Origin of the sequence: Cellulomonas sp. ACRRI (genome assembly GCF_022346185.1) — a bacterium.
GTDB lineage: Bacteria > Actinomycetota > Actinomycetes > Actinomycetales > Cellulomonadaceae > Cellulomonas.
The window spans coordinates 1-23,937 of record NZ_JAKRMS010000064.1; the positions used below are offsets into that span (position 1 = coordinate 1).

21 protein-coding genes and 1 pseudogene are annotated in these 23,937 nt (G+C 75.2%); 9 read left to right on the plus strand and 13 right to left on the minus strand.

Annotated features, from left to right (window positions below; all coding sequences use genetic code 11):
- Positions 1 to 24 precede the first annotated feature (24 nt).
- The 5 genes from MHY85_RS12355 to MHY85_RS12375 form a co-directional block, all read right to left on the minus strand.
- Positions 25 to 927, minus strand: coding sequence for a carbohydrate ABC transporter permease (locus MHY85_RS12355; RefSeq protein WP_239196712.1), 903 nt, complete (start codon positions 925 to 927; stop codon positions 25 to 27).
- Positions 924 to 1,859, minus strand: a complete 936-nt coding sequence (locus MHY85_RS12360; protein ID WP_158370884.1) for a carbohydrate ABC transporter permease — start codon at positions 1,857 to 1,859, stop codon at positions 924 to 926. The genes MHY85_RS12355 and MHY85_RS12360 overlap by 4 nt, the downstream gene beginning before the upstream one ends.
- Before the next feature lie 7 nt (positions 1,860 to 1,866).
- Positions 1,867 to 3,132, minus strand: coding sequence for an extracellular solute-binding protein (locus MHY85_RS12365; RefSeq protein ID WP_239196714.1), 1,266 nt, complete (start codon positions 3,130 to 3,132; stop codon positions 1,867 to 1,869).
- Positions 3,133 to 3,223: 91 nt separating this feature from the next.
- The gene (locus tag MHY85_RS12370; RefSeq protein WP_239196716.1) at positions 3,224 to 4,627 is read right to left on the minus strand and encodes a Gfo/Idh/MocA family protein; all 1,404 of its coding nucleotides are present in this window, start codon (positions 4,625 to 4,627) and stop codon (positions 3,224 to 3,226) included.
- Between the two features lie 180 nt (positions 4,628 to 4,807).
- Positions 4,808 to 5,674, minus strand: a complete 867-nt coding sequence (locus MHY85_RS12375; RefSeq protein WP_154729159.1) for an IclR family transcriptional regulator — start codon at positions 5,672 to 5,674, stop codon at positions 4,808 to 4,810.
- 177 nt (positions 5,675 to 5,851) lie between these two features.
- On the opposite strand from MHY85_RS12375, the gene MHY85_RS12380 reads away from it, so the two are divergent.
- The gene (locus tag MHY85_RS12380; protein WP_239196718.1) at positions 5,852 to 6,715 is read left to right on the plus strand and encodes a Gfo/Idh/MocA family oxidoreductase; all 864 of its coding nucleotides are present in this window, start codon (positions 5,852 to 5,854) and stop codon (positions 6,713 to 6,715) included.
- Positions 6,716 to 8,971: 2,256 nt separating this feature from the next.
- On the opposite strand, the pseudogene MHY85_RS12385 reads toward MHY85_RS12380, so the two are convergent.
- Positions 8,972 to 9,697, minus strand: a pseudogene (locus tag MHY85_RS12385) (biotin/lipoyl-containing protein); the annotation flags it as partial.
- 32 nt (positions 9,698 to 9,729) lie between these two features.
- Entirely contained in the window at positions 9,730 to 11,115 is a 1,386-nt protein-coding gene (gene lpdA, locus MHY85_RS12390) for a dihydrolipoyl dehydrogenase (protein ID WP_239196720.1), read from the minus strand.
- Positions 11,116 to 11,382: 267 nt separating this feature from the next.
- Between lpdA and MHY85_RS12395 the strand changes: the two genes are divergently transcribed.
- A complete protein-coding gene (locus MHY85_RS12395; RefSeq protein ID WP_158374967.1) occupies positions 11,383 to 11,766 on the plus strand; it encodes an oxidoreductase in 384 nt (127 codons plus the stop codon).
- Positions 11,767 to 12,007: 241 nt separating this feature from the next.
- Here MHY85_RS12395 and MHY85_RS12400 read toward each other — a convergent pair whose 3' ends face one another.
- The gene (locus tag MHY85_RS12400; protein ID WP_239196722.1) at positions 12,008 to 13,507 is read right to left on the minus strand and encodes a leucyl aminopeptidase; all 1,500 of its coding nucleotides are present in this window, start codon (positions 13,505 to 13,507) and stop codon (positions 12,008 to 12,010) included.
- Between the two features lie 40 nt (positions 13,508 to 13,547).
- On the opposite strand from MHY85_RS12400, the gene MHY85_RS12405 reads away from it, so the two are divergent.
- The 4 genes from MHY85_RS12405 to MHY85_RS12420 are packed head-to-tail and all read left to right on the plus strand — an operon-like array spanning position 13,548 to position 15,682.
- Positions 13,548 to 13,907 carry a hypothetical protein gene (locus MHY85_RS12405; protein ID WP_239196724.1) on the plus strand — a complete coding sequence of 120 codons (360 nt, stop codon included), beginning with the start codon at positions 13,548 to 13,550 and terminating at the stop codon, positions 13,905 to 13,907.
- Entirely contained in the window at positions 13,904 to 14,362 is a 459-nt protein-coding gene (locus tag MHY85_RS12410) for a hypothetical protein (protein ID WP_239196726.1), read from the plus strand. The genes MHY85_RS12405 and MHY85_RS12410 overlap by 4 nt, the downstream gene beginning before the upstream one ends.
- A 10-nt stretch (positions 14,363 to 14,372) precedes the next feature.
- Positions 14,373 to 15,437 (plus strand): quinone-dependent dihydroorotate dehydrogenase, encoded by a 1,065-nt coding sequence (locus MHY85_RS12415; RefSeq protein WP_239196728.1) that lies wholly within the window; start codon positions 14,373 to 14,375, stop codon positions 15,435 to 15,437.
- Positions 15,434 to 15,682: a hypothetical protein gene (locus tag MHY85_RS12420; protein WP_239196730.1), complete on the plus strand. Its 249-nt coding sequence runs from the start codon at positions 15,434 to 15,436 to the stop codon at positions 15,680 to 15,682. The genes MHY85_RS12415 and MHY85_RS12420 overlap by 4 nt, the downstream gene beginning before the upstream one ends.
- A gap of 23 nt (positions 15,683 to 15,705) precedes the next feature.
- On the opposite strand, the gene MHY85_RS12425 is transcribed toward MHY85_RS12420, so the two are convergent.
- Positions 15,706 to 17,178: a PLP-dependent aminotransferase family protein gene (locus MHY85_RS12425; RefSeq protein WP_239196732.1), complete on the minus strand. Its 1,473-nt coding sequence runs from the start codon at positions 17,176 to 17,178 to the stop codon at positions 15,706 to 15,708.
- A gap of 61 nt (positions 17,179 to 17,239) precedes the next feature.
- Between MHY85_RS12425 and MHY85_RS12430 the strand changes: the two genes are divergently transcribed.
- On the plus strand, positions 17,240 to 17,959 hold the full coding sequence (locus MHY85_RS12430) for a hypothetical protein (RefSeq protein ID WP_308191378.1): 720 nt from the start codon (positions 17,240 to 17,242) through the stop codon (positions 17,957 to 17,959).
- A gap of 67 nt (positions 17,960 to 18,026) precedes the next feature.
- Here MHY85_RS12430 and MHY85_RS12435 read toward each other — a convergent pair whose 3' ends face one another.
- Both MHY85_RS12435 and MHY85_RS12440 read right to left on the minus strand, forming a co-directional pair.
- Entirely contained in the window at positions 18,027 to 19,037 is a 1,011-nt protein-coding gene (locus MHY85_RS12435; RefSeq protein WP_239196734.1) for an aldo/keto reductase family protein, read from the minus strand.
- Positions 19,038 to 19,070: 33 nt separating this feature from the next.
- Complete coding sequence (locus tag MHY85_RS12440) at positions 19,071 to 19,679, minus strand: DUF3043 domain-containing protein (RefSeq protein WP_239196736.1); 609 nt, start codon at positions 19,677 to 19,679, stop codon at positions 19,071 to 19,073.
- Positions 19,680 to 19,711: 32 nt separating this feature from the next.
- On the opposite strand from MHY85_RS12440, the gene MHY85_RS12445 reads away from it, so the two are divergent.
- Positions 19,712 to 21,097: a dipeptidase gene (locus MHY85_RS12445; RefSeq protein WP_239196738.1), complete on the plus strand. Its 1,386-nt coding sequence runs from the start codon at positions 19,712 to 19,714 to the stop codon at positions 21,095 to 21,097.
- A gap of 103 nt (positions 21,098 to 21,200) precedes the next feature.
- Here MHY85_RS12445 and MHY85_RS12450 read toward each other — a convergent pair whose 3' ends face one another.
- Positions 21,201 to 21,800, minus strand: coding sequence for a DJ-1/PfpI family protein (locus tag MHY85_RS12450; protein ID WP_239196740.1), 600 nt, complete (start codon positions 21,798 to 21,800; stop codon positions 21,201 to 21,203).
- Positions 21,801 to 21,840: 40 nt separating this feature from the next.
- Positions 21,841 to 23,055 carry a quinolinate synthase NadA gene (gene nadA, locus MHY85_RS12455; protein ID WP_374233568.1) on the minus strand — a complete coding sequence of 405 codons (1,215 nt, stop codon included), beginning with the start codon at positions 23,053 to 23,055 and terminating at the stop codon, positions 21,841 to 21,843.
- An 85-nt stretch (positions 23,056 to 23,140) separates the two neighbouring features.
- On the opposite strand from nadA, the gene MHY85_RS12460 reads away from it, so the two are divergent.
- A partial coding sequence (locus MHY85_RS12460; RefSeq protein ID WP_239196744.1) for a glycerate kinase occupies positions 23,141 to 23,937 on the plus strand: 797 nt, incomplete at its 3' end.

Here is a 23,937-nt window from a genome sequence, read left to right on the forward strand (position 1 = left end):
GCGCTCGTTCCAGGAGGGCGCGGCTCAGCCCTTGATGCCGGTCTGCGCCACGCCCTCCTGGAACGAGCGCTGCGCGACGGCGTAGGCCGCGAAGATCGGGACGAGCGCGACGACCGACCCGGCCAGCACCACGGACAGCGGCACCTGCTGCTGCCGCAGGGAGGCGATGCCGACGGTGAGCGTCCACATGTCCGCGCTCTTGCCGATGATCAGGGGCCACAGGAAGTCGTTCCAGTGCCAGAGGAAGACGAAGGTGCCGAGCGTCGCGAGCACCGGCTTGCACAGCGGCAGCACGATCGTGGCGAAGGTCCGCCACTCCCCCGCGCCGTCGATCTTCGCCGCCTCGAACAGCTCGTCCGGCAGCCCCTTGATGAACTGCCGCATGAGGAACACGGCCTGGGCGTTCGCGAGCGACGGGAGGATCAGGCCCCAGTACGTGTCCACGCCGCCGAGCTTCGCCATCACGATGAAGGTCGGGATGAGCGTGACGTGGTACGGCACCATCACCATCGCGAGGAACGACCAGAACATGGCCTCCCGGCCCGGGAACCGCTTCTTGGCGAACGCGTAGCCGGCCATCGAGGCCATCACGAGCACCGCGACGACGGACACCGCCGAGTACACGACGCTGTTCAGGGTCCAGCGCAGCATGTCCTGGCCGGCGAGCACCTCGCGGAACGCCGAGGTGTCGAGGTTCCACGGCAGCAGCGAGGACGGGAAGTCGATCGCCGTCTCCGGCCGCAGCGCGATCACGACCATCGCGTAGAACGGGAAGATCGTGAGCACCGAGCCGGCCGCCAGCAGCAGCCCGCGCAGGACCTTGCCGCGGCGGGTGGGCTCGAGCGCGCGGTACGGGCGCCGGCGCGCTCCGGCGGTAGCGGGCGGGGCGGCCGGCGGGGCGCCGACCGGCGCAGTGGGGGCGCTCACGATTCCCTCCCGAGGAAGCGACGCTGGATCACGGCCACGACGAGGGTCATGGCGAACAGCGCGACGCCGATCGCCGCGGCGTAGCCGTAGTCCACGTACTTGAAGCCCTGGTCGTAGAGCATGTAGACGAGCGTGTAGCTGCCGCGGGCCGGACCGCCCTGGGTCATGACGAAGATCAGGTCGAACACCTGGAACGACGCCGTCGTCTCGATGACCGCGAGGAAGAACAGCGAGGGCTTCAGGTGCGGCAGCACGATGTGCCGGAACCGCGCCCACGGGCCGGCGCCGTCGGTCAGCGCCGCCTCCTCGAGCTCGCGCGGGACCTCCTGGAGCCCGGCGAGCAGGATCAGCATCCCGTAGCCGAACCGCGACCAGACGCCGACGAGCACGAGCGCCGGGACCACGAGCAGCGACGACGAGAGCCACGACTGGCCGCTGCCGCCCAGCCACTGCGAGATCGTCGACACCGGCCCGTCGGTGGAGAACACCCAGACGAACACCGTGCCCGCGAGCACCAGCGACGTGATGACCGGCAGGAAGAACACCGAGCGGAAGAACCCGACGCCGCGGAACCGGCGGCGGACCGCGAGCGCCATGACGAGCGACATCCCGAGCGACAGCGGGACGGCGAGCACCGTGTAGAGCACGGTGACCCGCAGCGCCTGCCAGAACACCGGGTCCCCGACCATGCGCTCGAAGTTGGCGAGCCCCTCCCACTCGAGGGTGCCGGAGATGTCGTAGTCGAAGAACGACAGCCCGACGCCCGCGATCGCGGGGCCGAACCGGAACGCCAGGAACAGCAGGAACGTCGGCAGGGCGAACAGCAGGCCGATGCGCGCGTCCCAGCGCGCCATCACCGAGCGCCGGCCGGCCCGGGCGGGCCCGCCGCGGCGCGCGGGCGCCGCGGCGGGCTCGTGCAGTGCGGAGGTCATCGCCTGGTCAGCCCAGCATCGCGTCGGCCGAGGCGGCGGCGTCGTCCAGCGCCTCCTGCGCGGACTTCTGCCCGAGGAGCGCGGCCTGGATCTCCGGGGCGAGGACGCCCATCACCTCGCGCGCGTGCTCGTTGACCGGGCCGACGGTGGTGTCGGGGATGGTCTGCTCGATCGCCCCGTACACCGGGTCGTCGGCGTAGAGCTCACCCGTCGAGGAGAGCGGGGAGAACATCTTCGCGGTGGTGACGAACTCGGTGACCGGGTCGGCCGAGGTGACGAAGTCGATCCACGCGCCCGCGGCGGCCTTGTTCTCCGAGCCCTTCAGCATCGACAGCGACCCGACCGTGCCGTAGCCGACCGTCTCCTCCTGCGTCAGCGGCGGCTGGATGACGATGTTCTCCTCGCCCCAGTAGGACTCGACGTCCGCCGGGCCGGACTGCCAGGTGCAGGCGACCTTGTTCTGCGCGAGCGCGGTCTGCTCGATGCTCGGGGTGGTCGTGATCAGGTCCGGCTCCAGGTAGCCGCCCTCGTTGAGCTCGACGAGGAACTCGAGCGCCTCGACGCCCGCGTCCGAGTTGAACGCGACCGACGTGCCGTCCTCGCTGAACACGTCGCCGCCCGCCTGCCACAGCAGCGGGTAGAACGTCATGTTGAGCGTGACCTCCGGCGAGCCCCAGTAGTTGGTCGCGTAGATGCCCTGCTCGGCGAGGTCGGGGGCGAGGTCCAGCAGGTCGTCCCACGTGGCCGGGTACTCGGTGGCGCCGATGGCGTCGAACGCCGCCTTGTCGCAGACGAGCGGGTTGGAGCTGGTCAGCAGGGGCGACCCGAGCATCTGGCCGTCGACGGTGATCGAGTCGGCGACGTTCGGGAGGATGTCGGCGACGTGCTCCGCGGACAGGTAGTCGTCGACCGGCTCGATCGACGACTGGTACGTCGCCAGCTGGTCGGGGATCAGGTAGACGACGTCCGGGCCGGTGCCCGACGCGATGGCGGTGGTCAGCGACTCGTCGCGGCCGGCCCACGGGTAGACCTGGACCGTCACGTCGACGTCCGGGTTCTCCTCGGTGAACGCCGCGACCTGCGCGTCCCAGAAGCCGGTGTGCGCCGCCTCGTCCGCGATGATCGGGTAGATCCACATCGTCACCTCGCCGGACAGCGCGCCGTCCTCGCCGCCGCCGGCGGAGCCGCCGCCGTCGGAGGAGGAGGAACAGCCGGCGAGCAGGACGGTGCAGGCGGCTCCGGCCGCCACCAGCGACTTCGTCGCGAGTCTCATCGCATCTCCTTGGTCAGGACCCTGGGGTCGGGGGAAGGCAGGGACTGCTGGGGGACGTGCGGGTGGTGCGTGGTGCCCCGGGCGGCGGCCGTCACGCGGCGCCCACCTCCCGGACCTGGCCGGTGCGGCGCGCCTGCTCGGCGGCGAACACGACGAGGTGGCTGTCGAGGGACTCGGCCGCGCCGGACCGGACCCAGGTGCGGTCGCCGGTGGCGACCGCGGCGGTGAAGGCGTCCATGAGGCCGGCGTCGCCGCCGCCGTGGCCGTCCGCGGCGTTCGACCCCGCGGCGCCGGTGTCGAGCACGCGGACGGTGTTGTCGCGGAAGTCCACGACCCGCACCCGCTCGCCGTCGCCCTCCAGCGACCCGTGGGTGCCGAACACCCGGGTCTGCCGGTGGGTCTGCTCCGAGAACGCGGTCATGGTGAACGTGGCCGCGGCGCCGCCCTCGAGCCGCATCGCGACCACCTGGTGGTCCACGACGTCGTTGTCGCAGTCCCACACGCACCGCCCGTACGGGCCCGTGCGCAGCGCGTCGACGACCCCCTGCTCGTCGGTGCGCGACGTGACGACCGTGACCGGCCACACCGGGCCGTCGGCCCGCAGCGTGCCCAGGTACAGCCGGGGCGCGGAGTAGGGGCAGGTCGGCTCGAGGGCGCAGTCGAGGCACCGGTCCGCCGCACCGGCGGGCCGGTGCTCGGGGCGGAACTCCGTCAGCGACCCGTAGGAGGAGACGGACTCGACCCGCAGGCCGGTGACGTACCGGATCCAGTCGACGTCGTGGCACGACTTGGCCAGCAGCATGGGCGCCGACTCGTCCTCGCGCCGCCAGGGGCCGCGCACGTACGAGTGCGCCATGTGCCACCAGCCGACCGGCTCCAGGTGCTGCACGTCGACCACCCGGCCGAGGACGCCGGAGTCGACGACCTCCTTCACCAGGTCGGTGTACGGCGTGTACCGCAGGACGTGGCACACGCCGAACAGCACGCCGGCGCGCTCGACCGCGGCGACGATCCGGCGGCACTCCTCCTCGGTGGGCGCGATCGGCTTCTCGAGCAGCACCGCGTAGCCCAGCGCGGCGAACGCCTCCGCCGGCTCCGCGTGGTCCCGGTCCTGGGTGGCGATGACCACCATGTCCGCGACCCGGCCCTGCGCGGCGAGGTCGCGCCAGTCGGCGTAGTGCGCCACGCCGGGGTCGCCCGCCGCCACCAGGTCGCGCCGCCGCCGCTCCGGGTCGGCGACCGCGACCAGCCGGGCCCGGCCGGGGTGCTCCCGCGCCCACGACAGGTACGTCTGGCCGCGGTTGCCGGCGCCGACCAGGGCCACGGTGACCGGCGGGAGGCCCGCCACGGCGTCGGCGGGTCGCCGCCGCACCGCGCGCTCCCAGTCGCCGGCCGCGGGGGCGGCGGGCGCCGTGGGCGACCGCGTCCCGGCGGGCGCGGCGGCGCCCGCGGGCGCGCCCGTCGTGCCGCGGGACGTCTCGCTGCTCGTTGCCATGCCGACCGCCTGGGGACTCGTCGCGTCTGGACTCGTCCGCGCGGTGCGCGTCGTGGCGTCGGGGGCGGTGCTGGCGGTCGTCCTCCCCGTCGAGGGCGACCGTCTGGCGGAGCGCAGGGGGCTGGCCTGCGTCGCGACGACCCTCCCGGGCTGGGGCGGGTCGTGCAGTGGGACGGGACGCTAGCCGGGGGGCGCCGGTCCGTCAACCACCTCGGGGCCGCCGACCGTGGTCACCGCGGGGGCGTCCGGGTCGTATCCGAGGTCGCGTGAGATGCGCCCGGCGGCGTCCCGCACCGTGCGGCCGAGCTCCTGGTAGTGCCAGGCCGGCTGGTCGAGCTTGAGGCCGGTGATCGAGATCGCGCCGACGCACGCGCCGTCGTGCCCGAGCAGCGGCGAGCCGATGCAGAACACGCCCTCGGCGTCCTCCTCGTCGTCGATCGCGTAGCCCTGGGCGCGGCTCTCGGCCAGGTGCGCGAGCAGCGTGCCGGGGTCGGTGATCGTGCGCGCCGTGCGGCGCAGCAGGCCGACGCGGCCCACCAGCTCCCGGACCTGCTCCGGGGGCAGGCAGGACAGGATCGCCTTGCCCAGGCCCGTGGAGTGCGGCAGCTCGTGGCTGCCCATCCGCAGGTCGAGCCGGACCCGCTCGTTCCCGCCGACCTGGTCGATGACGACCGCCTGGTCCTGCACGAGCGTGGCCAGCCGCGCGGTCGCGGCCGTGGTCCGGGCGAGCGCCACGAGGTGCGGGCGCGCGACGTCCCGCAGCGACGTCTGCGCGAGGGCCTGCGAGCCGAGCCGCGCGAGCGCCATGCCGAGCCGGTACCGCCGCGACATGCCGGCGCCGTCGTCGGCGACCAGGCCCCGGCGGGTCAGCGTGTACAGCGTGGCGAAGGCCGCGCTCTTGGACAGGCCGAGCGCCTGGCCGATCTCGGTCACCGACATGCCCTCGCCGGGCGGGCGCGCGGCGAGCAGCTCGAGGACGTCGACGGCGCGGGCCACCGATCGGACCCAGTACCGGGAGTCCTCGGGCTCGGGCGGGCTGGGCTCCATGCGGTCTCCCCTGCTGGCCGGGGCGCCGCGCCGGCGCCGTGCTGCCAGGCTAGCCGCTGTTCGGCATCGCCGACTAGTGTCGTCGCCAGCCGCGCGGGCCGCCCGGGCGGCGCGGCCGGGCCGACGAGGCGGAGCTCCGCGAGAACCGTTCGGCACTCGCGAACGAGGGGTGGTGCGGTGCGACTGGCGATCGTCGGCGCGGCGTCCTCGCACGTCGACCAGGTCCTGCGGCTCGTGCGCGCGGACGCCCTCGGCCCGGAGGTCGACGTCGTCGTGGTGGCCGCCCCCGACGCCGAGCCGGTGCCGGACGACCGCCTGGCCGCGCTCGGGGTCCGGGGCGCGCCGGTGGTGCGGACGGGGGCCCCGGCGGCCACGGCGCGCGCCGTGGTGCGGCACGGGGCGGACGCAGTGCTGGTCGCCACCCGGGACGCCGCCGGCCACCGGGCCCTGACGGCGGCGCTCCTGCGCGCGGACCTCCCCGTGCTGGTGGACAAGCCCTTCACCGCCGACCCCGACGACGCCGCGGCCCTGGTGGCGCTCGCGGCGGCGCGCGGCGTCGGGCTGACCAGCGCCTCGGCGCTGCGGTTCCACGCGGGCGCGACGGCGCTCGCCGCGCGCTGGCGCCCGGCGCCCGGCGGCCTGGCCGTCCACGCCGCCGGTCCGGCCGATCCCACTTCGCCGCACGGCGGCCTCGCGTTCGCGGCGGTGCACGTCGTCGAGCTCGCCCTGGCCGTCCTGCGCGACCGGCCCGCCGGGTTCGTGTCCGTGGCCGCGGCGGCCGGGGTGCGGACGGCGGTCGTGCCCGCGGGCCGCGACGTCGCGACGATCACGGTGACGACCCCGCTCGATCGCGTGAGCACCCCGTACCACCTCGCCGTCACGGGCCCGGCCGGCCGCGAGGACCTCCGGGTGGACCTGGCGGACGACTACCTGTGGCCGGTGCTCGCCCGGTTCGTGGCCGGCGTCCGGACCGGCGTCGTCGCACCCTCCGGCGCCGCGCTGGTCGACTCCGTCCGGGTCCTCGCCGCGCTGGGCGCGTGACGGGGCCGGACGCGGCGGAGGGCAGCACCCGGTCGGGGTGCTGCCCTCCAGGGGTGCGGTCCAGCCCGGCCGCGGCCCCGAGTACTGCCTCGCGCTCCGCCAAGAGCACTTACCAAACGCCATTCGGCACAACCGAACGGACGCTTCATTCAAGCGCTCGGTCCCCGGCGGGGCAAGGGCTGGGCGTTACGGTTCTGTAAAGCCTGCCGGTGTTCGGCAGCGCCGAACTGCCTCTCACACGACGAGGTTGCCGTCCGTGAGCACCCGGTCACCCGTCGCCGGGAGCGCCGTGCGGACGACCCCCCGCTCGACGTTCGCCGTGTGCAGGAGGGAGGAGCCGGCCCCGAACGCGCCGTCGCCCAGCTCCAGGCGCCCGCCCTCGAAGGTGCACCCGGTCGCCCGGTAGTGGTTCGTCCCGCCCGTCAGCGCCACGTGCGCGACGTCGGCCGAGCCGACGGCCGACGTGCAGCCGTCGAAGGACCACGTCGACGTCCCGGCGCCGGCGGCCCGGCCGAACACCACCCCCGACGCCGGCGCACCGGTCACCCGGGATCCCCCGGTCACCGCCAGGGTCTGGTCGCCGGTGCCCGCGAGCAGGACGCCCGTCCCGTCCAGCACGGTGCCGTCGAGCACCAGCCGGGACGCGGCCACCGTGATCGCCGCGGCGCCCTCCCGCCCCGCCAGCGTGCAGCCCGTGAGCGTGAGCGGCCCGGTCCCCGCGAACAGCGCCGTCGCGCCGTCCAGCCCGGTGATCGTCGTGCGCACCAGGTGCACCGGCGCCGTCACGTTCGCCGCCACGAACGGCATCGACGCCTGCTGGTCGGCCAGCCCGATCACGCAGTCCTCGATCACCGTCGGCCGCGCCGACAGGTCGGTGGCCTGCGACAGCTGGAACCGGCCGTCCACCCGGCACCCGCGCATCTGCAGCCCGTCGGCGTTCACCCACATCCAGGAGACGTAGTCCGGCATGCTCGGGTCGCGCACCACCTGGCAGTCCTCCAGCGTGAGGTCGACGACGCCGACCCGCGCGAAGAACAGCGCCGCCACCTGCTGCCGGACCGTCACCCGCTTCGCGCGACCACCCCAGGTGGCGCCCGAGTTGGCGAACGTCATCAGGCCCGAGTTCCCGACGTAGGTCAGGTCGTGCTCGTACTGGCCGTGCGTCACGAACGGGCCCTGCACGTCGCCGTCGCCGTGGCAGTTCTCGACGGTCGAGTACGCGGCGCAGGTGAAGTCGTTCAGGTGCCGCGCGTTCGACGTCCGGCAGTCGACCACGTGCGCGTACAGGCAGGAGATCTGCTGGGTGAGGTACCCCGCGCCGCCGAGGGTGACGCTCACCGGGTTGGCCAGCGAGCACTGCGACGTCACGTACGAGGTGTTCCAGCGCCGCATGACCACCGGCCAGAACGTGTGCTCGGCCTCCACCTGGTGCACGTCGCAGCGCGTCGCGTACTCGAAGGCGACCGGGTGCGAGCCGGTCACCTGGTCCGTGCCCGTCCCGCGGAACCGCATCCGCTGCACGGTGACCCGCTGGACGGGCTCGACCCGCGTGAACGTCAGCACCCGCCCGGCGTCCAGCGGCCACCCGGTCTTGTAGCCGAGCCGCACGTGCGTGCCGTCGACCAGCTGCGTCACCTGGACCAGGTACATCAGCTCGCGCTCGGCGCTGCCGCCCCCGGGCCGCCCGTCGGTCTGCACCGCGTACCAGTCCCCGACCGCGAACGCCGCCGAGTCCGGCACGGGCACGATGTCGACCAGCTCGGGCAGCGGCGCGGCCAGGGTCGAGGTGACCACCTGCTCCGTGACGGCGCCCCGGAAGAACAGCACCGCGGCGAACGGGTCGTTGGCCGCGGCCGGCTCGATCCCCTCCGTGGTGACCAGGCGGCCCCCGAAGTCCAGCACCAGGTCGGAGCGGGTGAACCGGTGCCGGCGCACGAAGTTCAGGTCCGTGTGCGCCTCGATGCGGTGCACGCCGGGGTCGCCGACCATCGCGTCGAGGGCGTCGTCCGCGGGGGTCGACGCGTCCAGGACGCCGAACTGCCGGAAGTCGAGCGTGCCGTCGTGCACCAGCAGCCACCGGCCGCGGGCGCGCCGGTCGGACGCGATGACCGTCCCGCCGTTGGGGTCGGCGGTCGACCCGCCGTCCCACCGCGCGACCATCCCGCCGCCGTCGCCCGGCGCCGCGTACCCCGCGACCAGGACGACGTCGCCCGCGGACGGCGTGCGGCGCCGCAGGTCCGCGACGGTGGCGACGGTCGCCGCGGGGGCGGCGGCCTGGGCGGCGCCGTCCTGCGACGGGCCCGACGCGGCGGGCGCCGAGCCGGAGCCGATCACGGCGAGCGGGGCGCCGACCTCGGCGGTCTCGTCCTCGCCGACCAGGATCTGCTGCAGCGTGCCGGCGAACGGCGACGGGACCTCGGTGTCGACCTTGTCCGTGGAGATCTCGAGCAGCGGCTCGTCGACCTCGACGGTGTCGCCGACCTGCTTCAGCCAGCGGGTGACGGTGCCCTCGGTGACGGACTCGCCCAGCGCCGGCAGGGTGACCTGCTGGCCGTCGCCGGAGCCCTGCGCCTCGGCGGCCGGCGCCGGGGCGGGCTGCTCGGTCGCGGGGGAGGCGGACTCGGCCTCGGGGGACGGCGAGCCGTAGCCCTCGCCCTGGGTCGAGGCGCCGGTCTGGGCCGGGGCCTCCTGCTGCTGCTCCGCCGGGGCCTCCTGCGCGGGGGCGGAGTCGCCGCCCGCACCGGAGCCGTCGCCGATCACGGCCAGGACGGCGCCGACCTCGGCGGTCTCGTCCTCGGCCACCAGGATCTGCTCCAGCACGCCGGCGAACGGCGACGGGACCTCGGTGTCGACCTTGTCGGTCGAGATCTCGAGCAGGGGCTCGTCGACCTCGACGCGGTCGCCCACGTTCTTGAGCCAGCGGGTGACGGTGCCCTCGGTGACGGACTCGCCGAGAGCGGGAAGCTGCACGTTGTCGGACATGACCGCTCGTGTCTCCTTCGAAGTTCGTGTGGTCAGTTGTGGGCGTGCAGCGGCTTGCCGGCGAGCGCCAGGTGCGCCTCGCCGAGAGCCTCGTTCTGCGTCGGGTGGGCGTGCACGAGCGCCGCGACGTCCTCGGGGTAGGCCTCCCAGTTCACGATGAGCTGGCCCTCGCCGATGAGCTCGCCGACGCGAGCACCGATCATGTGGACGCCGACGACCGGCCCGTCCTTCTGGCGCACGAGCTTGATGAAGCCCTGCGTCGCGAGGATCTGGCTCTTGCCGTTGCCGCCCAGGTTGTACTCGAGGGTCTCGATCGCGTCGGCCCCGTGCACCTCCTTGGCCTTCGCCTCGGTCAGGCCGACGGACGCGACCTCCGGGTCGGAGTAGGTGACGCGCGGGATGCCCGACTCGACGATCGGCTGCGGGTTCAGGCCCGCGATCTCCTCGGCCACGAAGATGCCCTGGGCGAAGCCGCGGTGCGCGAGCTGCAGGCCCGGGACGATGTCGCCGACCGCGTAGATGTTGCCGACGCCGGTGTGCAGGCGCTCGTTCGTGATGACGAAGCCGCGGTCCAGCGTGATGCCCTGCTGCTCGTAGCCCAGGTCGGCGGTGCGGGGGCCGCGGCCGACGGCGACCAGCAGGAGGTCCGCGTCGCACGTCTTGCCGTCCTCCAGCGAGACGTGCACGCCGCTGTCGTCCTGGGTCACGCCGGAGAAGCGGACGCCCAGGTTGAAGTTGATGCCGCGCTTGCGGAACTGGCGCTCGAACGCCTTGGACAGCGCCTCGTCCTCGTTCGGGACGAGGTGGGGGAGCGCCTCGATGATGGTGACGTCCACGCCGAACGACTTCCACACGCTCGCGAACTCGGAGCCGATGACGCCGCCGCCGAGGATGATCGCGGACTTCGGCACGTAGTCGAGCTTCAGCGCCTGGTCGGAGGTGATGACGCGGCCGGCGATCTCCAGGCCGGGCAGCGACCGGGCGTAGGAGCCGGTGCCGAGGATGACGTTCCGGCCGGTGACCCGCTCGCCGTTGACCTCGACGGTGTCCTGGGCGACCAGCTTGCCGTAGCCCTCGAACACGGTGATCTGGCGGGACTTGATGAGGCCCTGCAGGCCCTTGTAGAGCCGGCCGATGACCGAGTCCTTGTAGGCGTTCACACCGTTCATGTCGATGCCCGTGAGCTGCGTCTGCACGCCGAAGTGCGCGCCGTCGCGGGCGTTGTCGGCGAGCTCCGCCGCGTGGAGCAGGGCCTTGGTGGGGATGCAGCCGTTGTGCAGGCAGGTGCCGCCGACCTTGTCGCCCTCGATCAGGGCGACGCTGAGGCCGAGCTGGGCACCGCGGAGCGCAGCCGCGTAGCCGCCACTCCCTCCGCCCAGGACGACGATGTCGAAAGCGGATCCGGTCGTGTCGGACACGTGAAGACTCCTCCGGCGCAGACATAGGGGAACGCGGTTGTTCCCGGGTCATCTTGTCATCTCCGCATAGGCCCGACGACCCAGATGACCGGGGGCCGCGTGTGATTCTGGGAACAGTCATCCCATGTCTTGCGTCCGGGACGACGTCGCGGCGGCGGCGCGCGGGCGGACCGAGGTCCCGGCGGAGCCGCCCCGTGCACGGCGCGCGCCTGCACGCACCCGGGTGATTCCCAGCCGAGGCCCAGCGTGCGCCGTTACGCTCCCGCCATGGGTCTGTTCTCCCGCCGCCGCCGACCGGCCGCCGCCACGCCGGACGCGCCGCCCACCGGGCGTGCCGCCCGCGAGGAGACCGTCGAGCACCTGCGCGAGTTCGTCCGCACCCGCGTCGGCGTCGAGGCGTACCTCGAGCCGCAGACGAACGTCACCCAGACCACGCTCATGCTCATCGCCACCGACGGCGAGTGGACCCGGCGCCGGGTCCCGGACGGCCGCGCGGGGTGGGACATCGCCAAGGAGCTCGGCGTGCCGTTCTACGACGTCCAGCGCACCGGGTACCCGCAGCGCATGCGGGACTGGAACTCGCGGCAGCGGATCGAGCGCGAGCGGGCGGCCCGGGAGCGCGCCGCCCGCCGCGCGGCCGACCCGCGCTGACCCCGGGCGCCACGCGCTGAGCGGGCGCTCGTCCCGTCCTTCCGTCCGCCGCCCGGCTCCGCCGCGCCGCTGCTCGGCTCCGCCCGCTCGGCACCCCTCCCTCCCCGCCGTCGCCGAGAGAGGACCGCCGCGCCGAGGTAGGACGCTGGACGGCCCTGTCTCGGCCGGCAGGTCCTCTCTCGGCGCGGGAGGGGACGGCGGGAGGGCGCCGGGCGCTCGGGGTCGCGTGCGGGCCCGCGGGTCAGCGGACCGCGCGGGCCTCGATCAGCGCGAGGAGCGTGCGGACGCCCACCCCGGTGCCACCGGCGGGCGTGTACCCGAACGGCGCCTTCTCGTTGAACGCGGGCCCGGCGATGTCGAGGTGCGCCCACGGCGTCGACCCGACGAACTCCTGCAGGAACAGCCCCGCCGTCAGCATGCCGCCGAACCGGTCGCCGATGTTGGCGATGTCCGCGACCTTCGACTTCAGGCCCGCGCGCAGGTCGGCGGGCAGCGGCATCGGCCAGAACGCCTCCCCGGCCGCGCCGGCCGCGTCGACGACCTCGGTGCGGGTGGCGTCGTCGCCCATGACGGCGGACACGCGCGGGCCGAGCGCGACGAGCTGCGCGCCGGTGAGCGTCGCGATGTCGAGGACGACGTCGGGCTTCTCCTCGACCGCCGCGACGAGGCCGTCGGCCATGACCAGGCGGCCCTCGGCGTCCGTGTTCAGCACCTCGACGGTCTTGCCGCCGCGGATGGTCAGCACGTCGGACGGGCGCTGCGCGGTGCCGGACGGCATGTTCTCGGCGAGGCACAGCCAGCCGGTGACGGCGACCGGCAGCTCGAGGCGCGCCGCGGCGAGCACGGTGTGCAGGACGGCGGCGGCGCCGGCCATGTCGGACTTCATCGCGTCCATGCCCGCGGCGGGCTTGATGGAGATGCCGCCGGAGTCGAACGTGATGCCCTTGCCGACCAGCGCGACCTTGGCGGCCGGGCGGGACGGCGAGTAGGAGACCTTGACCAGGCGCGGCGGGCGGGCCGAGCCCTGGCCGACGCCGAGGATGCCGCCGTAGCCGCCGGCGGCGAGGGCCTTCTCGTCCAGCACCGTGACCTTGACGCCCTTGGCGCCGGTGTCCTTGACCGCGGCCTTGGCGGCGTCCGCGAACGCGGCGGGGTAGAGCTCGTTCGGGGCGGCGTTCACCAGGTCGCGCACGCCGTGCACGGCGGCGGCCAGCACCTCGGCGCGGGCGAGCGCCTTCGTGACCGCCTTGTCGCGGGCGCGGGGGGTCAGGACGGTGATCTCGGCGGCCGGGGCACCGGCGTTCGCGGCGTCGGCGGAGCGGTACCGGGTGTAGGCGTAGGCGCCGAGGAGCGCGCCCTCGGCGACCGCGGCCACCTGCTCGGCGTCCTCGGCCGGCAGCGCGACCGCGACGGAGGTCGCGCCCGTGAGCTCGCGCAGCGCGGCGCCCGCCGCCCGGCGGAGCGTCTCGGCGTCCGGGGCGACCCCGTCGAGCGGCCCCACGCCGGTCAGCACCACGGTCCGCGCGGCGAGCCCGCCCGCGGCCGGCAGCCGCCGGACCTCGTCGGGCGCACCGGTGATGCCGAGGACGCCGGCCAGGCCCGTCACCTGCTCGACCGTCTCGGCGGGCAGCCAGTCGGCGCCGACGAGCCGGGGGCCGGCGGGGCTGCTGGCGACCGCGACGACGAGCGCGTCGGCGGTCTGGCGGGCGGGGTTCGCGGAGGTCAGCGTCACTCGGGGCACCCGCCGATGCTATCGCCGCCGCCGGGTACCGTGGGGCCCCGTGATCCCGCCCCTGCTCTACGCCGTCGCCGTGGCGGCTCTCGCGCTCGCCGTCTGGGCGCTGGTGTTCGCCGTCCGCGACCGCGCCGTGGTCCTCCGGCAGCTGTGGGGCGCGGCGGTCGTCGAGGGGCTGATGGTGGTCCAGGCGGTCGTCGCGGGGGTCCGGCAGGCGACCGGGGCGGACCCGGCGGAGCCGGTGGTGTTCTGGGGCTACGTGGTGACGCAGCTGGTCCTGCTGCCCGCGGCCGCGCTGTGGGCGTTCGCCGAGCGCACGCGGTGGTCGTCGGTGGTGCTGCTGGTCGCGGCGGTCGCCGTGGCGTTCCTGCAGCTGCGGCTCGACCAGACCTGGGCGGGCGCGTGACGACCCCGGCACCCGCGCCGCGCGCGACGCCCGAGAGCACCGCCTCCGGCCCGGGCCGCGTCCTCGTCGCGGTGTACGGCGTGTTCGCCCTCGCCGCGACCGCCCGTGCCGGCTACCAGCTGGTCGCGAAGTTCGACGAGGCCCCGCTGGCCTACCTGCTGTCCGCGCTCGCCGCCGTCGTGTACATCGTGGCGACCGTCGCGCTCGCCCGGGACCGGCGGGGCGCGGCGTGGGCCGCGGTCGGCGTCGAGCTGGTCGGGGTGCTGGCCGTCGGCACCCTGTCGGTCGTCGACGCGGGCGACTTCCCCGACGAGACGGTGTGGTCGGTGTACGGCCAGGGCTACGGCTACGTCCCGCTGGTGCTGCCGTTCCTCGGCGTCGCCTGGCTGTGGCGCACCCGCCCCGGGGTCCGCGCGGGCGAGGGGTCCCGGCCGCGGGTGCCCGGGGACCAGTAGGTTGGGGGCCGTGTACGGCCTCCTCTTCCGCCAGGTCTTCTCCCGCCTCGACCCCGAGCAGGCGCACCACCTCGCGTTCCGCGCCATCCGCGTCGCCTCCCGCGTCCCCGTCCTGAACGGCGCGCTGCGCGCCGCCCTCACCCCGCCGCCGGCCGGTGCGGTCCGGGTGCTGGGCCGGACGTTCCCGTCGGCCTTCGGGCTCGCGGCGGGCTTCGACAAGAACGCGGTCGGCGTCCCGGGGCTGACGATGCTCGGCTTCGGGTTCGTCGAGATCGGCACCGTGACGGCGCACGCCCAGCCCGGCAACGAGGCGCCGCGGCTGTGGCGCGTGCTCGACCGGCGCGGTCTGCGCAACCGGATGGGCTTCAACAACGAGGGCGCGGCGGCGGTGGCCGAGCGCCTCCGCCGGCTGCGCTCGACCGCGTCGGGCCGGGCGCTCGTCGTCGGCGTGAACATCGGCAAGACGAAGGTCACCGCGCCCGAGGACGCCGCGGACGACTACGCCACCAGCGCCGGCCTGCTCGCGCCGTACGCGGACTACCTCGTGGTCAACGTGTCGTCGCCGAACACGCCGGGCCTGCGGGACCTGCAGTCCGTCGACGCCCTGCGGCCGATCCTGCAGGCGGCGCGCGCCGCCGCGGACGAGTCCGTCGCCGCCGCCGGCCGGCCCCGCGTGCCGCTGCTCGTGAAGATCGCCCCCGACCTCGCGGACGCCGACGTCGACGCCGTGGCCGACCTGGTCGCCGAGCTCGGGCTCGACGGCGTGGTGGCGGTGAACACGACGATCGCGCACGACCTGGGTCCCGGCGGCCTGTCCGGGCCCCCGCTGCTCGACCGCGGCCTGGTCGTGGTCGCGCGGCTCCGGCACCGGCTCGGCCCGGACCGGGTCGTCGTCGGGGTCGGCGGCATCACCACCCCGGCCGACGCCCGCGCGTACCTCGCGGCCGGCGCGGACCTCGTGCAGGGGTACACCGGGTTCATCTACGAGGGCCCGTTCTGGGCGTCGCGGATCGGCCGGGCGCTCGCCCGCGACGCGGCGGCCCGCCGCGCCGGCGCCCCGGCGGGTGCCGCGTGACCGCCGACCTGCACCCCCAGTGGACCTGGGAGCTGGCCGGCGGGTCGGGCGAGGTGCTCGACCGCCCGCTGTCGCCGGTGTTCGGCACCCGGTACGACGCCGAGGAGTGGCTCGGCGCGCACTGGCGCACGCTGCGCGACCAGGGCGTCCGCACGGTCGTGCTGCGGCACGACGGCGTGCTCGTGCCGCCGTCGTACGACCTGGCCGCCGTGCCCGAGCAGGTGACGGTGCGGCCGCGCGGCTGACGACCCCGCGGCCGGGGGCGGATCTACACCAGCCCCGCCGTCGCCCCCACGAGCGGCCGGGGCCCCGCGTCCGCCCGCCCCGGCGCCCCGAGCGCCGCCCACGCCAGCGCCAGCCCGTCGACCGCCCGGCGCAGCTCGTCCGGTTCGACGGTGAAGGGCAGCCGCAGGCGGTCCTCCAGTCCGCCGTCGACGCCGAACGCCGGCCCCGGCGCCACGCGCACCCCGTGGGCGAGCGCGAGGGCGCTGAGCGCGGAGGACACCGGCGTGCCCAGGTCCACCCACAGCGCCTGGCCACCCCGCGGCACCGCGAACCGCCACTCCGGCAGCCGCTCGGCGAGGAGCCCCGCCAGGAGGTCCCGGCCCGCGCGCAGCCGGTCCCGGCGCTCGGCCAGCGGCGCCTCGCCGAGCCGCAGCAGCTCGACCGCGACGAGCTGGTCCAGCACCGCCGTGCCGAGGTCGGCGCTGCGCCGCGCGAGGGCCAGCCGCGCGACCAGGTCCGCGGGGCCGCGCAGCCAGCCGACCCGCAGCCCGCCCCAGTGGCTCTTGGACACGGACCCGATGGCCACGACCCGTGGTGCGCGGCCGTCGCCGGCGAACGGCTCGGGCGCCGGGCCGTCGAGCGTCAGGTCGGTGAGCACCTCGTCGCCGGCGACGACGGTGCCCGTCCGGCGGGCGAGGGCCCGAACCCGCTCGCGGGCCGCGCCGTCCAGGGTCGCGCCCGTGGGGTTGTGGTGGTCCGGGATCAGGTAGACCAGCCGGGGGGCCACCTGCCGCACCGTCGACTCCAGGAGGTCCAGGTCGGTGCCGTCGCGGCCGGTCGGCACCGGAACCGGCCGCGCGCCGACGGACCGCGCCGCGTCGATGGCGTGCGGGTAGGTCGGCTGCTCGACGACGACCCGGTCACCCGGCCCGGCGTGCGTGCGCATGAGCAGCGCGATGGCGTGCTGGGCGCCGGTCGTGACCAGCACCTGGTCGGGCGTCGTGGGCGTGCCGCGGGCGGTGTACCGGTCGGCGATCACCGCCCGGAGCACGTCCAGGCCGAGCGGTGCGTAGCCGTGGCCCGCGTGCCGGGGGAGCGCGTCGACGGCGCGCCGAGCCGCGTCGTGCAACTCGCGCGGGGCCGGGCAGGCGGCGATGGTCAGGTCGACGACCCCGTCCGTCGCGAGCGGGCGGTGCAGGGGGAGCGCGGCGCCGCCGCGGGCCCGGTCGTCGGGCAGCGCCGTCACCGTGCCGGAGCCCTGGCGGCTGACCAGGTACCCCTCGTCGCGCAGCAGCCCGTACGCTCCCGAGGTCGTCGTGCGGGACACCCCGAGCACGTCGGCCAGCTCCCGCTCCCCGGGTACCCGGGTCGCGAGCGGCAGGTCGCCGGCGAGGATCGCGCGACGGACGGCGTCCGCCAGCGCGGCGTACGCCGGGCCGGGGCGCCGCCAGCGGCCGAGCACGGTGGCCAGCCCGGTGCCGCCGATCCGGCGGTCGGAGACGAGGAGCGTGGACATGGGGCCACTCTTGCGCAAGTGGCTATCGAAGGGAAGGCCGGTTGCCGCCGATGATGAGTCCGTGACCGCTCAACCCGATGCCACCACCGCCTCCGTGGCCGCCCCCGGCCCTGCGCCCGCCGTCCGCACGACGACCCGCTCCGCCCGCGCCCGCCGCCGGGCCGCCCAGCTCGTCGGCGGCCTCGTCCTGTACGCCGCCTCGATCGCACTGCTCGTGCACACCGGGCTCGGCAACATGCCGTGGGACGTGCTCAGCCAGGGCGTGGCCCGGCAGGTCGGCTGGTCGCTCGGCACGGTGACCATCGTCCTGAGCGTGCTGATCCTGCTGGCCTGGTGGCCCCTGCGGCAGCGGCCCGGCATCGGCACGGTGGCGAACGTGGTGCTGATCGGCGTCCTCATCGACCCGTTCCTCGCCCTGCTCGACCGGCTGCCCGAGGGGCTGCCGCTGGCGGCGCGGGTGGGCATGGTGCTCGCCGGCATCGCGCTGAACGGCGTGGCGAGCGCGCTCTACATCGGCGCCCGCCTCGGCCCGGGTCCGCGCGACGGCCTGATGACCGGCCTCGTCGCCCGCACCGGCTGGCCGGTCGGCCCGGTCCGGATCGCCATCGAGGTCATCGTCGTCGCGGTCGGCTGGCTGCTCGGCGGCACCCTCGGGTTCGCGACGCTGGCCTACGCGCTCGGCATCGGGCCGCTGATCCACTGGCTGCTGCCGCGCCTCACGGTCCCGGTGCCGCCGGCGGTCGCCGTGGCCGAGCCGGTCGAACCGGGGGAGGGGCGCTGACCCGGCGGCCCCAGGCACGACGCAGGGCCGGCCACCCGTCGGGGTGACCGGCCCTGCGCGCGTGGTGTCAGCGGGTGGCGGGCGAGTTCTTCGCCGTCTCCGCCGGGTCCGTGATGACGGAGTCACCGAGGATCTCGTCGATCCGCGTCATCAGCTCGGCCGGGATCTCGACCCCGGAGGCCTTGACGTTCTCGGTGACCTGCTCGGGGCGCGAGGCCCCGATGATCGCCGCGGCGACGTTCTGGTTCTGCAGCACCCAGGCGACCGCGAGCTGCGCGAGCGACAGCCCGAGCTCCTGCGCGACCGGCGTGAGGTCCTGCACCCGCTGCAGCACGTCCGGCTGGTCCAGGAAGCGCTTGATCATGGTCGCGCCGCCCTTCTCGTCCGTCGCGCGCGAGCCCTCCGGCAGCGGCGCGCCCGGCTTGTACTTGCCGGTGAGCACGCCCTGCGCGACGGGGGACCAGACGATCTGCGAGACGCCGAGCTCCTCGGAGGCGGGGACGACCTCGCCCTCGATGACCCGCCACAGCGCGGAGTACTGCGGCTGGTTCGAGATCAGCTGGAAGCCCAGGTCCTCCGCCAGCGCGTGGCCGGCGCGGATCTGGTCCGCCGTCCACTCGGAGACGCCGATGTACAGCGCCTTGCCGGAGCGGACGACGTCGGCGAACGCCTGCATCGTCTCCTCGAGCGGCGTCGCGTGGTCGTAGCGGTGCGCCTGGTACAGGTCGACGTAGTCGGTCTGCAGGCGCTGCAGGGACCCGTCGATGGACTCCAGGATGTGCTTGCGGGACAGGCCGCTGTCGTTCGGGCCCTTGGGGCCGGTCGGCCAGTAGACCTTCGTGAAGATCTCCAGCGACTGCCGGCGCTCGCCCTTGAGGGCCTCGCCGAGCACCTCCTCGGCGACCGTGTTCGCGTAGACGTCCGCGGTGTCGAAGGAGCTGATGCCGGCGTCGAGCGCGGCGCGGACGCAGGCGGTCGCGGCGTCGTTCTCGACCTGCGAGCCGTGCGTCAGCCAGTTGCCGTAGGTGATCTCGGAGATCTTGAGGCCGGAGCGGCCCAGGTGGCGGTAGTTGACCATGCCACCACCCTAGGACGGTCTAGGAGCGCCGGCTCACTCGGGGTAGTCGCCGTGCTTGACCTGCGGCTTCGGCAGGCGGGCGCGGCGGATCTGGAACACCCGGGTGACGGCGTACATCATCAGCCCGCGCTGCTGGCCCGCGTCGCCGAACTTGGCGGTGAGCTTCTTGCGGAGCTTGCGCCACATGATGATCACGTCGACGACCATGCCGATGATGAACAGGTAGAGGACGACCAGGCCCAGGAACGCGAGCTCCGGGCTGACCGACGTCAGCAGCAAGTTGAGCAGCAGCATGACGATCGCCACCGGCAGGAACAGCTCGCCCAGGCTCCACCGGGCGTCGACGTACTGCCGGATGTACCGGCGCACGGGGCCCTTGTCCTTGGCGGGCATGTACCGCTCGTCGCCGGTCTGCATCGCGGCGTACTGCTTGTCGCGCTCGGCCCGCTGCGCGGCGCGCGCGTCCTTGGCGGCGGCCTTGCGGTCCTGGGGCACCAGCGGCCGGCGGTTGGCGGCCTCGGCCGTCCTCCGCTTCGGCGTCGGGCGGCCCTTGCCCGTCTCGATCAGGCCGGGGGTCTCCTCGACGAGACCCGGGGTGGCCTGCTCCGCCGGGGAGGTGCTGTCCTTGCTGCGTCCGAACACCCCTCCAGGGTAGTCGAGTAGCGTGGCGGTCCGTGACAGAGCCCACCGCCATCCCCGCCGCCCCCGCCGCCGTCGCCGACCTGCGCGCCCGCGTGGCCGCCGCGTTCCCGGCCGTCCGCGCCGACCTCGAGGCGCTCGTCCGGGTGCCGTCCGTGTCGAACGCCGACTTCGACCAGGCGCACGTCGCCGCCAGCGCGGAGCACGTCGCCCGGCTGCTCGGCGAGGCCGGTCTGCCCGAGGTGCGGATCCTGTCCGTCGAGCGCCCCGACGGCACCCCCGGCGCCCCCGCGGTCGTCGCCCGCCGCCCGGCCCCGGCCGGCGCCCCGACGGTGCTGCTGTACGCGCACCACGACGTCCAGCCCCCGGGCGCCCGCGAGGACTGGGACACCGAGCCGTTCGAGCCCACCGAGCGCGACGGCCGCCTGTTCGGCCGCGGCGCCGCGGACGACAAGGCCGGCGTCGTGGCGCACCTCGGCGCGCTGCGCGTGCTCGGGGACGAGCTCGGCGTCGGCGTCACGGTGTTCGTCGAGGGCGAGGAGGAGGTCGGCTCGCCGTCCTTCACCCGGTTCCTGCACACCTACGCCGACCTGCTGCGCGCCGACGTGATCGTCGTCGCCGACTCGTCGAACTGGAAGGTGGGCGTCCCCGGCCTGACGACGTCGCTGCGCGGGCTGGTGGACCTCGAGGTCGAGGTCGCCGTGCTCGACCACGCGGTGCACTCCGGCATGTTCGGCGGCCCGGTGCTCGACGCCGTGACGCTGCTGTCCCGGCTGATCGCCACGCTGCACGACGACGCGGGCGACGTCGCCGTCGAGGGCCTGGTGTCGGCCGCCGACCCGACGGTCGACTACGACGAGGCCGCGTTCCGCGCCGACGCGAGCGTGCTCGACGGCGTGACGCTGGCCGGCACCGGTCCGCTCACCGCGCGGCTGTGGACCCGCCCGACGATCGCCGTCATCGGCCTCGACGCCCCGCGGGTCGCCACCGCGTCGAACACGATCGCGCCGAGGGCCACCGCGAAGCTGTCCCTGCGGATCGCGCCCGGCCAGGACCCGGCCGCCGCGCTCGCCGCCCTGCGCGCGCACCTCGAGGGCCACGCGCCGTTCGGCGCCCGGGTCACCGTCCGCGACGGCGAGCTCGGCAAGCCGTTCCAGGCGCCCGCCGACTCGGCCGCCATGCAGGCCGCGCGGGCCGCGTTCGCGGACGCGTGGGGCACGGAGCCGGTCGACATCGGCATCGGCGGCTCGATCCCGTTCATCGCCGACCTGCTCGAGGTCTACCCGGACGCGGCGATCCTGGTGACCGGGGTCGAGGACCCCGACTCCCGGGCGCACGGCGCGAACGAGTCGGTCCACCTCGGGGAGCTCGAGCGCGTGGTGCTGGCCGAGGCCCTCCTGCTCGCGCGCCTGGCGGTCTGACCCCCGGACCCACCGGCCCGAGTGGAAGGTCTGGCCCGACACGCCGACGGCGTGTCGGGCCGGACCTTCCACTCCTATGAGGGACGAGGCGGCGCGGGCCCCGTCAGACCGGCGGGGCCGGGTCGTACTGGATGCCCCGGCGCACCGCGCGGGCGGCGTCCGGCGACTCCAGCCGCGCCACCAGGTGCAGCGCCATGTCGATCCCCGCGGACACCCCGGCGCTCGTCACGACGTCGCCGTCGTCCACGAACCGGGCCTCGGTGTCGACCAGCACGCTCGGGTCGAGCGCCGCCAGCTCGTCGAGCGCCGCCCAGTGCGTCGCCGCCGGCCGCCCGGCCAGCAGCCCCGCCGCGGCGTAGACCAGCGCACCGGTGCACACCGACGTCATCAGCGCGGTGTCCCGGCGCACGTCCCGCACCCAGGCCAGGTGCTCCGGGTCCCGGGCCAGCGCCCGGGTGCCGCGGCCGCCCGGGTGCACGAGGACGTGCAGCGGGCCGACGTCGTCGCGCGACGCGTCCGGCACCAGCCGCAGCCCCTTGGCGCACCGCACGCCCGAGCCGTCGGCGGAGAAGGTCAGCACCTCCGGGTGCAGCGACGAGTGCGCCGCCCACGAGGCGAGGACGTCGAACGGCCCGACCACGTCGAGCTCCTCGGCGTCGTCGAACACGACGATCCCGACCCGCAACGGGTTCCCGGTGCCCACGGACGTCCCCTTCCGACGGCTCCTCAGGCCCCCCAGGGTGTCAGTACCCGGGCAGGGCCAGCATCTGGTCGAGCGCGACCCGCGCCCAGTGCGCGTCGTCGGCGTCCACGACGATCCGGTTCGGCACCCGGCCGGCGACGAGCGACTCCATCGCCCACACCAGGTGCGGCAGGTCGATGCGGTTCATGGTCGAGCAGAAGCACACCGTCGAGTCGAGGTACGAGATCCGCTTGTCGGGGTGCGCCTTCGCCAGGCGGCGGACCAGGTTGAGCTCGGTGCCGATCGCCCAGGCCGAGCCCGGCTCCGCGGCGTCGAGGGCCTGGATGATGTACTCCGTCGACCCGACGAGGTCCGCGCCCGTGACGACCTCGTGCTTGCACTCGGGGTGCACCAGCACGGTGACGTCGGGGACCGCGGCGCGCACGTCGACGAGGTTCTGCGCGCTGAACCGGCCGTGCACCGAGCAGTGCCCCCGCCACAGGATCATCCGCGCGTCGCGCAGCTCGGCGACGGTCAGGCCGCCGTTCGGCTTGCGGGGGTCGAACACCACGCACTGCTCCAGCGGGATGCCGAGCGCGAGCACCGCGGTGTTCCGGCCGAGGTGCTGGTCCGGCATGAACAGCACCTTGCCGGTGCCGTCGACGCCGCCCACCCGGTCGAACGCCCAGCGCAGCGCGACGTGGGCGTTCGACGAGGTGCAGACCGTGCCGCCGTGCCGGCCGGTGAACGCCTTGATGGCCGCCGTCGAGTTCATGTACGTGACGGGCACGGTGTCCTCGGCGACGCCCGCCTCGACCAGGACGTCCCAGGCGTCCTCCACCTGGTCGATCGCGGCCATGTCCGCCATGGAGCAGCCGGCGGCCATGTCGGGCAGCACGACCTGCTGGCGGTCCGACGTGAGGATGTCCGCCGACTCGGCCATGAAGTGCACGCCGCAGAACAGGATGAACTCGGCCTCGGGCCGCGCCGCCGCCTCGCGGGCGAGCTTGAAGGAGTCGCCGGTGACGTCGGCGAAGTCGATGACCTCGTCCCGCTGGTAGTGGTGGCCCAGCACGAAGGCGCGGTCGCCGAGCGCCGCCCGCGCGGTCCGGGCGCGGTCCACGAGGTCGGGGTCGGAGGCGGCGGGCAGGGCGCCGGCGCACTCGACGCCGCGCTCGGACGCCAGGTCGCGGCCCTGGCCGAGCAGCAGCAGCGCGGAGGACGCGGGCTCGGTGAACGTGGTCCCGGGGGCGAGGAGAGTCACGCGCAGGATCATCCCACAGCGGTCCGGGGCGCTGACCAGGACCGCGGCCCGGCCGGGCCGGCGAGGGCGCCGGGGGTCGGCGTGCGAGGATCGCGCCGTGCACGTCCTCGTCGCCCCCGGCCGGTTCGACGCGCGCCCGGGCGACGGCCCCGGCGACGCCGCCTCCGCGGTGCACGGCGTGGCCGGACCGTCCGTCTCCGCGGGGTCCGACCCGTGGCCGGCGCTCACCGCCCAGGAGGCGGTCGCCGCGCTCACCGCCGGCTGGCTCGAGGCCGCGCCCGGCGACACCCTCGTGCCGCTGCCCCTGTCCGACGGCGGCGCGGGACTGGTCGAGGCGGTGCACGCGGCGCGCGGCGGGGAGCTGCTGTCCGTCACGACCACCGACGCGCACGGCGCCGTCGTCCCCGGGACCGTCCTGGTCGTGACGGAGCCCGGCGGCGGGCGGACGGCGTACGTCGACGGCGCGCTGGCGCTCGGCGCGGCCGACCCCGGGGCGCTGCCGGCGACCGCGACCACCTCCGCCGGCCTGGGGACGCTGCTCGCGGCCGCCCTCGACACCGGGGCGGGGCGGGTCGTGGTCGGGCTGGGTGGCCGGCGCACCGTGGCGCACGACGCGGGGGCGGGCCTGCTGGCGGCGCTCGGCGCGGTCCCGGGCGCGGCCGCGCGCGGGCTCGACCGGGCGGCGGGGCTGTCCTCGGCGGACCTCGCGGAGCTCGGCGCGCTGCGCGCGGCGCTGCGCGGTCGGGACCTGGTGGCGCTGCACGCGCACGACCTGCCCCTGCTCGGGCTCGGCGGGGTGTCCGCCGACCTGGCCGAGGCCGGGCGGGCGGACGCCGCGGCCGCGCAGGAGGTCGAGCGGGCGGTCGCGGCCTTCGTGCGGGCGGCGGGGGAGGC